Below are 8923 nucleotides of genomic sequence, written 5' to 3'. Positions count from 1 at the left end.
AAGGAGCTTAGAATGATCCAAGACCGTTTAAACAACCGACCTAGAAAACGATTAGGATTTAAAACCCCCAATGAAGTATTTATGCAGTCCTTAAACCGTGTTGCACTTCGTGTTTGAATCTACGTTTAAAGAGAAAGAAAAATGGAACAAAAACTGCCGCTACCTCCCTTCACTAGAGAAACCGCAATTCAAAAAATTCGAATGGCTGAAGATGCCTGGAATACACGCGACCCTGAAAAAGTGTCTTTGGTATATACCGAAGACACTATCTGGCGTAATCGCTCTGAATTTCCTAGGGGGCGAGAACAGGTTAAAGAGTTTTTACGTCGAAAATGGGATAAAGAATTAGATTACAGACTCATTAAAGAGCTTTGGGCATATACAGATAACCGTATAGCTGTTCGATTTGCTTACGAGTGTCATGATGATTCTGGTAACTGGAGTCGTAGTTTCGGCAATGAGAATTGGGAATTTAACGAAAATGGCTTCATGATGAGGCGCTTTGCCAGCATTAATGATTTACCCATCAAAGAAGCAGATCGAAAATTCTTCTGGCCTCTAGGTAGAAGGCCAGATGATTATCCTGGATTAAGTGATTTTGGATTCTAAGGACGCTGATTCAATAGGTGGTCTTGCTAGCGCACTCATTCATAGCCGCCAGCACGTATCCCCAAAGAGACTAATATCGCCAGGGCCTAATTCTTCGCAAAAATTAGAGATCCTGAATGCTGCAGGTGCTGCGCCAGATCACGGAAAGATAACGCCCTGGCACTTTTATGAGCTCACACCTGAAGGGCGCAAGCTCTTAGGTCAATTATTTGCGGATGACCTCATGGATCGAGATCCAGGTGCCTCATCCATTCAAATTGATGAGGCAAAGCAAAAAGCGTTTCGCGGTCCACTTCTATTGCTAGCCACCGCTAAATTAAACAACAATTTAGATAATATTCCCTCACAAGAAAAGCTCATTTCCGCTGGATGCGCTATTCAGAATGTATTACTCATGGCAAATGCATTGGGATTTGGGTCAGGACTATCAAGCGGTAAGGCCCTTTATAGCAAAAAGATGCGAGAACTCTTTTCCCTGAAGGATCAAGAAGAACCCCTGTGTTTCATTACTATTGGCACTATAGCTACCCATAAGCCTAATAAGCAAAGACCTGAAGCTAGTGATTATTGCTCTAGCCTTTGATGTATTGCTAGACCTCATCTTCTTCGATCACCGCCCAAGTGCTATCACCTAACTTTTTGACAGCCATCAAATAATTCCAGCCATCGGGAATTCCGCAACTCCAACCCTGGGGGCCATTTTGAATCAAGACATTGATCTGATTGCGCTCATCGTAATAGAGGTGATAGATCTTTCCATGGATAGGATTAAAGCCAAACTTAGCGCAATGGACCATTTCAGTAGCGTCTAGCCTTGCTTGCAAAGCTCTTGCTTGCTTCATCAATACTTCGGCTTGCTCCATGATGCGATCGTATTCAAGCTTCGCATTTTGTCTGGCGACATTGACGGCCTTGTCTTTTTCCTCAACCACTTTAATTGGCGCAAAAACGGGGGCACCAACCTCCATTGGGTACTCAATGCCAGCATGTCTTGCTGGATCTTTGTCTTCTATTCTCACCTTAACTCCTAATTCTTGAATGCGCTATTGATTCGTTTTTAATCTTGTGGATTTGACTAACCAAAGCGCTCCTGGTCCTAGTAACCCAGAAATTGCATGTCTGTTCTTGGCAAAAAATCGATATCCTATTTGCAGCATTGGCTGCAAAGATTTTCTTGAAAAGACCCAAGCCAGTTTTGGCAAGTTAGCTCTTTGATAAGCTGCTGGAAAAACAGCAACCCCATTAATCAGCGTGCCATCGGCATATTGGCCATACATGGCCGCCAACGCCTCTTCACATGAAACTCCCACCTTCAAAGGATCATATTTTGCAGAATTGATATCAATAAATTCTAGCAACTGATTCTGGTTACGCCCAGACAAAAATAGAATCTCTGCCTGACATAATGGACAGGCACCGTCGTAAAAGAGGCTTAGTTTTTGCAATTGTTGGCTCACCAGGTAAGTTTAAGACTTATTCAATAAACTAGCTGAAGACACCTACTTTACTAAAAGAGCTTATGGCACTGTTATCCCAACCCTTTAACGCCCTCATCATTGGCTCTTCTGGCACCATCGGATCAGCCTTTATGGCGCTTTTACAAAGCAATCCTGGCTGCACGAGCGTCATTGGCTTACACCGACACTCTGAGATTCCGATCGATTACCAGCAGCCTGAGTCTATTGAAGCAGCTGCTACAGCACTTACCTCGCAGGGTCCTTTTCAGCTCATTATTAATACGATTGGGGTATTACATACTGCTGACTGGATGCCCGAAAAAAGATTAGAAGACATCAACTCAGATCAACTCATGGATCTCATGAAGATCAATGCGATTGGCCCCGTCTTAACTATTAAGCACTTTTCCAAGTTGCTGGATCCACAAAATAGCATTATGGCTAGCCTCTCGGCTAAAGTTGGCAGCATTGAAGACAATCGCCTTGGGGGTTGGTATAGCTACCGCGCTTCTAAAGCAGCGCTCAACATGTTAATTAAAACAGCAGCAATTGAATTTGCCAGAACAAAACCCAATACCGCGCTTGTTGCTATACATCCCGGCACAGTAAATTCAAGACTATCTCAACCTTTTCGGGGAGAGCAGATTGGCAGGCCACCTCTTGATGCTGCAAGCGATATGCTTCGCGTGATTGAAAGTCTTAACAAAGAAGATTCAGGGACTTTCATCGCTTACTCGGGTGAGCGATTACCTTGGTAACCTAAGCTCCCTTTTATAAAGTCGTCTTAGGAGCTTTTTTCCTGCAGGCGTCTGAGCAGTACTTTACCGACTCCCAATTTTTTTCCCAAGATTTTCTCCAGGTCATCTCTTTGTTACAGACAACGCAGGGTTTACTTGGTAAAAAGCTTTTGTTGCCTTTAAAGGTAGATGATTTTTCTTTCACCTACAGAGCATCCAAGTTGTTTAGGATGGTTTGTGCATGCGCTTGTATGGCCAACTGATCAGAATCACTAATTCTCTTTAAATTCGCTGTCATTAATCTCGTGCGTGGACTAGATTCAAACTGGGTGCGATGCTTGATTAAGAAATTCCAATACAAAGTGGTCACTGGACAAGCAGATTCACCGAAGCGGATATCAGGCTTGTATTTACACGTGCCGCAATAATTACTCATACGCTTGATATAGGCACCACTAGCGATGTAGGGCTTACTGGTAAAGCGTCCGCCATTTGCAAACAAAGCCATTCCAGCGGTATTAGGTAACTCTACCCACTCAATCGCATCCACATAAACAGCCAGGTACCAATCACATACCTGGCTAGGTAATATTTCTGCTAAGAGTGCGAAGTTGCCTGTCACCATTAAGCGCTGAATATGGTGTGCATAGCCATACTTTAAGGTTTGACCAACGGCGTCTTGCATACAGGCCATCTGGGTTTGGCCAGTCCAATACCATTTTGGAAGGGCGCGTTGATGCTCATAGAAATTATCTAGTGCCATCTGAGGCATATCGAGGTAATACATCCCCCTAACAAACTCTCTCCAGCCCAATATTTGCCGAATAAATCCCTCAATACTGGAAAGCTCAAGAGAAGCGTCTTTTTTCCAAGCAAGTAATACTGCTGAAATCACTTCCCGGGGATTTAAGAGCTTCAAATTAAGCGCGCTGGAGATGATGGAGTGCCAGCCGAAGGGTGTATCAATCCACATAGCATCTTGATACATTCCAAAGTTTCGGAGGCGATATTCAACAAAGTATTGCAATGCTTCCAAGGCCTGCTCTCTGGTTACCGCCCAGTTGAAGCTTTCTAATGAGCCGGGATGGTTTTTGTAAGTCTTCTCAACAAATCCCAATACTGCTTGTGTAATCTCGTCGGGCTCAAAACGCTTCGGCGCATCAATGAGTCCAGGACCCTTTTTGGGATAAGGCTTTCGATTGTCTTGATCGAAGTTCCATTGCCCACCCTCAGGGTTACCATCTTTGTCCATCAAGATATTGTGAGTCTTGCGCATGAGGCGGTAAAAATACTCCAACCTGATTTCTTTTTTATCGGCCACCCATTTTTTAAACTCTTGAGGGCTGCAGTAAAAATGCTCATCCTCCAGAATTTCGAGCTTTATCTTTAGCTCTGTAGCCAGGTCCTCGATTGATTGCTTGAGACGCCACTCGCCCGGTTCGATACACACTAAATGACTTATTTTCTTTTGAAGAATCTGCTCTCTTAACACCTCAATGATGGATAAAGAAGACTCCTGGATATAGGTCAGCGGGTATTTCTGATCTTTAAGGCTCTTGTCAAAGTGCCGCATAGCCGACAAAAATAAAGCGATCTTTGCTTTATGGGACCATACATATTGAGCCTCGTTAGCCGACTCGATCATGATGATCTCATCAGTCTCACGTCTAAAGCCCTTTAAGGCGGCGCTCTGGAGATCTAATTGATCCCCAAGAATCAATATTAGCCTAGTCACTGCCTTCATTTACTTTTGTATTGTGTTGGGCAATAGGCTCGTTGAACCTCTTTACTGCGTAAGGCACTATGTTTGGTCGCCCTTCCCGTGACTCTTTTTCTCCAGAGTTCAAACGAGGAACGTTTTAACTGACTGCGCATTAATTCAATGACTTGAGATTCAGATAAGCCAAACGATTTTTCAATGGCATCAAATGGGGTACGATCCTCCCAAGCCATTTCTATTAGGCGCGATACCTCTGAATCTAGAAGGGATTTAGCAAGGGATTTTGGCACCCAGCAAGTTTAAGGCTTATTTACTAAACTAGCAGAACCCCATGCCACCTCATTTTGTGGTCAGTATTGATGTATAGATAAAACAGATGCTTGGCAAAATACGGCAAAAACAGATTGCTCTAGAAGCACCAATGGCGAAAAAAGAGCTTGCGCTCATTTGCCCTATCTGTGATCGCGCAATTCCGGACTCCCAAAAGGATGCGCATCATCTCATCCCAAAATCCAAGGGTGGTAGAGCTACTGAATACCTACATCGCATCTGCCATAAGCAAATTCATGCCTTATTCACCGAAACAGAATTGGCTACCAAACTAAATCATGCGGCCATTCTGAGGGAGCATCCTGAGATGAAAAAATTTACTCAATGGGTTAAAACGAAACCCAATAGCTTCTATGAAAGAGTGAGGAAAAGTACTCGCTTACGAAGCAATTAAGAAAAATTATTTCCTATCGTAGTCCTGGCTTTGTAAGAAATGATACTTTTGCAGCTTTCTTGCCTCATCCATCCGCATTCCTTCGCGAATACTTTTTCTCACTTGGTTTTCTCTGCCAACGATCTCTTCTGCATAGGTCAATACTTGTTCTTGCATCTGACTAGGAACTACCACTACGCCATCAGGATCGCCACACACTAAGTCGCCTGGATTTACTGAAACTCCGCCAATTTTTACAGGCACCTGCAAGCCGACCAACTGAATTCTGCCCTTGCCAGTTCTCATCCAATAGCCGCTGCTATAGATAGGGTAATTTAATTCTCGGCATAAAGAGACATCCCGATTGATGCCGTCAATAACGGTACCCGCTACCTTTCTTTGATGGGCCATCTCCGTCAAGATATTGCCCCAGGTAGTCATGTCATCGCGCCCCTGATTGTCAATCACAATCACATTACCAGGAGGAACATCATCGATGTATTCGCCTACATTACCTTCTTCATCAGGATTGGCAAGGCGATATAAAACAGTATAGGCATGGCCCACCATCCTAAATTTAGGGTCACAAGCGGCAATCTTGTAACACTGCCCTGCTATTCCTGAACGATCGAGCGCATCACTAATCGCTGCGCAATCGAGTTTTTTGGCTCGTTCTATAAATTGATTTGATTTACTTGTATCAGTCATTTTTTATTCTTTAAATTCTTCTTCAATTTAATCTACAGTGATGTTGGCAGTCTTAATCACCTTGGACCAGTATTGAATGTCCTTGCGAATCGTGGCATCAAACTGCGTAGGATTCATATAACGCAATTCCACCCCAGACTTTTCAAGAGCCTGTTTAACTTGGGGATTATTCAGCGTAGTTCTAGCGGCATCATTGAGCGTCGCAACAATTGCAGGTGGAGTTCCAGCCGGGGCCAGAATACCAATCCAAGCTTCTAACTCAAAACCAGGAAAACCTGCTTCGGCAGAAGTCGGAACATCTGGCATTTGCGGAATACGTTTCTTTGCGGCTACTGCTAGCGCCTTCATTTTCCCTTGCTGTACAAACTGCATTAAAGAAGGCGGTGTCGCTACCGTCATCTGCACATTCCCGGCAATCACATCTAACATCGCTGGACCAGCTCCACGATAAGGGACGTGGGTAATATTTAATTGGTTTTGCTGTTTAAAAAGCTCAACACCAATATGGGGTACAGATCCATTACCTGAAGTAGCGTAATTTAATTTACCCGGATTGGCTTTTGCATAATTCACCAACTCCTGCAGAGTATTGGCAGGCACAGAAGGATTCACAGCAAGCACGTGAGGCGATACAACTAGCATACTGACTGGCGCAAAGTCTCGAATAGGATCCCAAGCTAAGTTGGCATACATTGATGGATTAGCAACATGGAACATGGAATAACCCAATAGCAAGGTATATCCATCGGGAGCAGATTTAGCAACAGCGGTAGCAGCGATATTTCCGCCGGCACCTGTTTTATTCTCAATCACAATCGGCTGACCTAAAATTTTGGTCATCTCCGGTGCAATCATCCGCGCCACTGCATCCAGAATTCCACCCGGGGGAACAGGCACTACCAGGGTGATTGGTTTATCAGGATACGCAGCGAAAGCATTGATCGCAACGCTACTCAGTACGGCCAAAATAAGCTGATGGATTTTCATTACAGTCTCTTTTTTCTATTTCTATGTATTTCTAATCCACACTCACATCTGCAGACTTCACCAACTTCACCCAGAACTTTTCATCCTCTGTGAGAAATTTTCCAAACTGGGCTGGAGAGCTCGAGAGTGAAACATCAGTACCCTCACGCGCTAAGGATGCTTTGACATTGGGTTGTTTTAAAGCAGCTTGTGTGGCTTCGAATAATTTTTGAACGATTGCGGGCGGCGTTCCAGCAGGGACAAATAGACCATACCAAAACTCAATAGCGTAATCAGGCAGGCCCGCCTCTTTCATGCCCGGAATGTTTGGTGCCAAAGGGGAATGATCCTTCGCTGAAATAGCTAAACCTTTCAAACGCCCAGCCTGAATCATCGGCAATACAGATGGCGGAGTACCAAAGGTCAGTTGCGTATCTCCAGCAATTACCGATTGAATAGCCAGTGATCCACCCCGAAAAGGAATGTGGGTCATTTTGACATCAGCCACCTGCCCAAACAAAGCAGCTGCCAAGTGTGGAGCAGAACCATTGCCCGAGGTTGCATAATTTAATGATCCTGGATCTTGCTTGGCTTTTGCAATCAATTCTTTAATAGAGTTGATACCAGCGCCTGGATAAACAGCAATCACCACAGGAGAACTCGTGAGTTTACTGATTGGTTGAAAATCGCTCGGCTTATATCCCAGCTTAGGACTTAAAGCAGGATTTACAGAAATGCTACTAGGACTAGCAATCAGGATCGTGTAACCATCGGGCGCCGATTTAGCAACCTGCTCTGCCGCAATACTAGAGCCAGCACCAGGCTTGTTTTCAATCACAATCGGCTGACCTAAGGCTTGGCCTAAAGGAACACTAATATTTCGAGCTACATAGTCAGCAGCGCCACCAGGCGCAAAGCCCACAATGAGTTTAATCGGCTTATTAGGGTAGTTCTGTGCCTGAATGTTTGAGGCAAGTAAACCAAACAGAACTAGCGGCAGAAATTTCAAGTGACGCATTAGGATTCCTCCGACGTTCCTGCTAAGACAATCTTGCCGAGGTGCTGATTGGTATCCATGATGGCTTTTGCTTCCAGCAACTTCTCAAAAGGAAGTGTTTTATAAACCATGGGCACAATCTTTCCTGTTTCTATGAGCGGCAGAATTAACTTTTTAAAATCTGGCATAGCAGCTGAGCGCTGTGCTGCGGTTCGCAACTTATTTGATACGCCAAAGAGGGTCAGGCGCTTTGCATGCAAAGCTTCAATATCCATTTCTGCTTTAAGGACGCCATCCACGTAACCAACGGTAGCCAAACGACCCTGAAAAGCCATCGAACGAATACATTCAGCAAACACGGATCCGCCAACGGTGTTCACTACTAAATCGACACCTTTGCCATCAGTTGCCTTCATCAAAGCATCATAGAAATTGGGCTCGCGAGTACAAATACCCAAATCTAAGCCCAAGGCCTTTAAGTGATCAAGTTTTTCTTGAGAACCAGAGGTGCCAATGACCTTTGCACCTAGCGCTTTTGCCATAGTGAGAGCAGATACGCCAACGCCTGAAGTAACTCCAGTAACAAATACCCATTCACCAGGTTTTAAGTGACCCTGCACTACTAACATATCAAACACCACCAATGAAGTGAGCGGGAGCGCTGCTGCCTGATTCCAATCTAAAGAACTGGGCATCAACATCGTTTCAGACTCAGACATCAAGGCATATTCTGCAAAGGCACCAGGGCAACGGCCCATCACGCGATCGCCGACCTTAAAGCCTGTGACCCCGTCTCCGCAAGCCACTATCTCGCCAGCTGCCTCCATACCAATTTGCTTTGCAGTGCCTGCCTTATGTAGACCATGTCCGAGAATAAATTCTCCGCGATTTAAACCTGCTGCCTTGACGCGTATCAACATTTGACCAGGGCCAGGCACTGGTCGATCTACCTCACGCAATGCGATATCTGCATTAACGCCATCACTTTGCATCCAATATGACTTCATGATTTACTTTCTTTTATCT

13 protein-coding genes are annotated in these 8923 nt (G+C 44.6%); 4 read left to right on the top strand and 9 right to left on the bottom strand.

What is annotated here, in order from left to right:
• The first annotated feature begins 141 nt into the window (after window positions 1-141).
• Window positions 142-609: a nuclear transport factor 2 family protein gene (locus tag ICN47_RS09905; protein WP_216219773.1), complete on the top strand. Its 468-nt coding sequence runs from the start codon at window positions 142-144 to the stop codon at window positions 607-609.
• Complete coding sequence (locus tag ICN47_RS09900; RefSeq protein WP_216219772.1) at window positions 593-1192, top strand: nitroreductase; 600 nt, start codon at window positions 593-595, stop codon at window positions 1190-1192. Before ICN47_RS09905 ends, ICN47_RS09900 begins: the two co-directional genes overlap by 17 nt.
• 7 nt (window positions 1193-1199) lie before the next feature.
• Here the strand turns inward: ICN47_RS09900 and ICN47_RS09895 are convergent, their stop codons facing one another.
• Both ICN47_RS09895 and ICN47_RS09890 read right to left on the bottom strand, forming a co-directional pair.
• Window positions 1200-1628 (bottom strand): DUF2452 domain-containing protein, encoded by a 429-nt coding sequence (locus tag ICN47_RS09895; RefSeq protein ID WP_216219771.1) that lies wholly within the window; start codon window positions 1626-1628, stop codon window positions 1200-1202.
• Window positions 1629-1652: 24 nt separating this feature from the next.
• Window positions 1653-2066, bottom strand: a complete 414-nt coding sequence (locus tag ICN47_RS09890; RefSeq protein WP_216219770.1) for a DCC1-like thiol-disulfide oxidoreductase family protein — start codon at window positions 2064-2066, stop codon at window positions 1653-1655.
• Between the two features lie 62 nt (window positions 2067-2128).
• Here ICN47_RS09890 and ICN47_RS09885 point away from each other — a divergent pair, with 62 nt between their 5' ends.
• Entirely contained in the window at window positions 2129-2824 is a 696-nt protein-coding gene (locus tag ICN47_RS09885; RefSeq protein WP_216219769.1) for an SDR family NAD(P)-dependent oxidoreductase, read from the top strand.
• Between the two features lie 13 nt (window positions 2825-2837).
• Here ICN47_RS09885 and ICN47_RS09880 read toward each other — a convergent pair whose 3' ends face one another.
• The 3 genes from ICN47_RS09880 to ICN47_RS09870 are packed head-to-tail and all read right to left on the bottom strand — an operon-like array spanning window position 2838 to window position 4813.
• Window positions 2838-3008 carry a DUF2256 domain-containing protein gene (locus ICN47_RS09880; protein ID WP_216219768.1) on the bottom strand — a complete coding sequence of 57 codons (171 nt, stop codon included), beginning with the start codon at window positions 3006-3008 and terminating at the stop codon, window positions 2838-2840.
• Window positions 3009-4547: a cryptochrome/photolyase family protein gene (locus tag ICN47_RS09875; protein ID WP_216219767.1), complete on the bottom strand. Its 1539-nt coding sequence runs from the start codon at window positions 4545-4547 to the stop codon at window positions 3009-3011.
• Complete coding sequence (locus ICN47_RS09870) at window positions 4544-4813, bottom strand: TIGR03643 family protein (RefSeq protein ID WP_216219766.1); 270 nt, start codon at window positions 4811-4813, stop codon at window positions 4544-4546. Before ICN47_RS09870 ends, ICN47_RS09875 begins: the two co-directional genes overlap by 4 nt.
• Before the next feature lie 86 nt (window positions 4814-4899).
• On the opposite strand from ICN47_RS09870, the gene ICN47_RS09865 reads away from it, so the two are divergent.
• Window positions 4900-5247, top strand: a complete 348-nt coding sequence (locus ICN47_RS09865; protein ID WP_216219765.1) for an HNH endonuclease — start codon at window positions 4900-4902, stop codon at window positions 5245-5247.
• Window positions 5248-5253: 6 nt separating this feature from the next.
• Here the strand turns inward: ICN47_RS09865 and ICN47_RS09860 are convergent, their stop codons facing one another.
• Genes ICN47_RS09860 through ICN47_RS09845 form a run of 4 tightly spaced genes read right to left on the bottom strand, consistent with a single transcriptional unit; the run spans window position 5254 to window position 8904 of the window.
• Complete coding sequence (locus ICN47_RS09860; protein ID WP_216219764.1) at window positions 5254-5934, bottom strand: RraA family protein; 681 nt, start codon at window positions 5932-5934, stop codon at window positions 5254-5256.
• Between the two features lie 27 nt (window positions 5935-5961).
• Window positions 5962-6921 carry a tripartite tricarboxylate transporter substrate binding protein gene (locus ICN47_RS09855; RefSeq protein ID WP_216219763.1) on the bottom strand — a complete coding sequence of 320 codons (960 nt, stop codon included), beginning with the start codon at window positions 6919-6921 and terminating at the stop codon, window positions 5962-5964.
• Window positions 6922-6952: 31 nt separating this feature from the next.
• The gene (locus ICN47_RS09850) at window positions 6953-7918 is read right to left on the bottom strand and encodes a tripartite tricarboxylate transporter substrate binding protein (protein ID WP_216219762.1); all 966 of its coding nucleotides are present in this window, start codon (window positions 7916-7918) and stop codon (window positions 6953-6955) included.
• Window positions 7918-8904, bottom strand: coding sequence for a zinc-binding dehydrogenase (locus ICN47_RS09845; RefSeq protein ID WP_216219761.1), 987 nt, complete (start codon window positions 8902-8904; stop codon window positions 7918-7920). Before ICN47_RS09845 ends, ICN47_RS09850 begins: the two co-directional genes overlap by 1 nt.
• Window positions 8905-8923 lie beyond the last annotated feature (19 nt).

It is taken from the genome of Polynucleobacter sp. AP-Latsch-80-C2 (assembly GCF_018882185.1).
Taxonomy (GTDB): domain Bacteria; phylum Pseudomonadota; class Gammaproteobacteria; order Burkholderiales; family Burkholderiaceae; genus Polynucleobacter.
This window is presented reverse-complemented; position numbering and strand designations above follow the sequence as displayed.

Excerpts from the sequence above, each read along its gene's own strand:
- ICN47_RS09905 (WP_216219773.1), top strand. The coding sequence starts at position 142 with ATGGAACAAAAACTGCCGCTACCTCCCTTCACTAGAGAAACCGCAATT.
- ICN47_RS09885 (WP_216219769.1), top strand. The coding sequence starts at position 2,129 with ATGGCACTGTTATCCCAACCCTTTAACGCCCTCATCATTGGCTCTTCT.
- ICN47_RS09875 (WP_216219767.1), bottom strand. The coding sequence starts at position 4,547 with ATGAAGGCAGTGACTAGGCTAATATTGATTCTTGGGGATCAATTAGAT.
- ICN47_RS09865 (WP_216219765.1), top strand. The coding sequence starts at position 4,900 with ATGCTTGGCAAAATACGGCAAAAACAGATTGCTCTAGAAGCACCAATG.
- ICN47_RS09860 (WP_216219764.1), bottom strand. The coding sequence starts at position 5,934 with ATGACTGATACAAGTAAATCAAATCAATTTATAGAACGAGCCAAAAAA.
- ICN47_RS09855 (WP_216219763.1), bottom strand. The coding sequence starts at position 6,921 with ATGAAAATCCATCAGCTTATTTTGGCCGTACTGAGTAGCGTTGCGATC.
- ICN47_RS09850 (WP_216219762.1), bottom strand. The coding sequence starts at position 7,918 with ATGCGTCACTTGAAATTTCTGCCGCTAGTTCTGTTTGGTTTACTTGCC.
- ICN47_RS09845 (WP_216219761.1), bottom strand. The coding sequence starts at position 8,904 with ATGAAGTCATATTGGATGCAAAGTGATGGCGTTAATGCAGATATCGCA.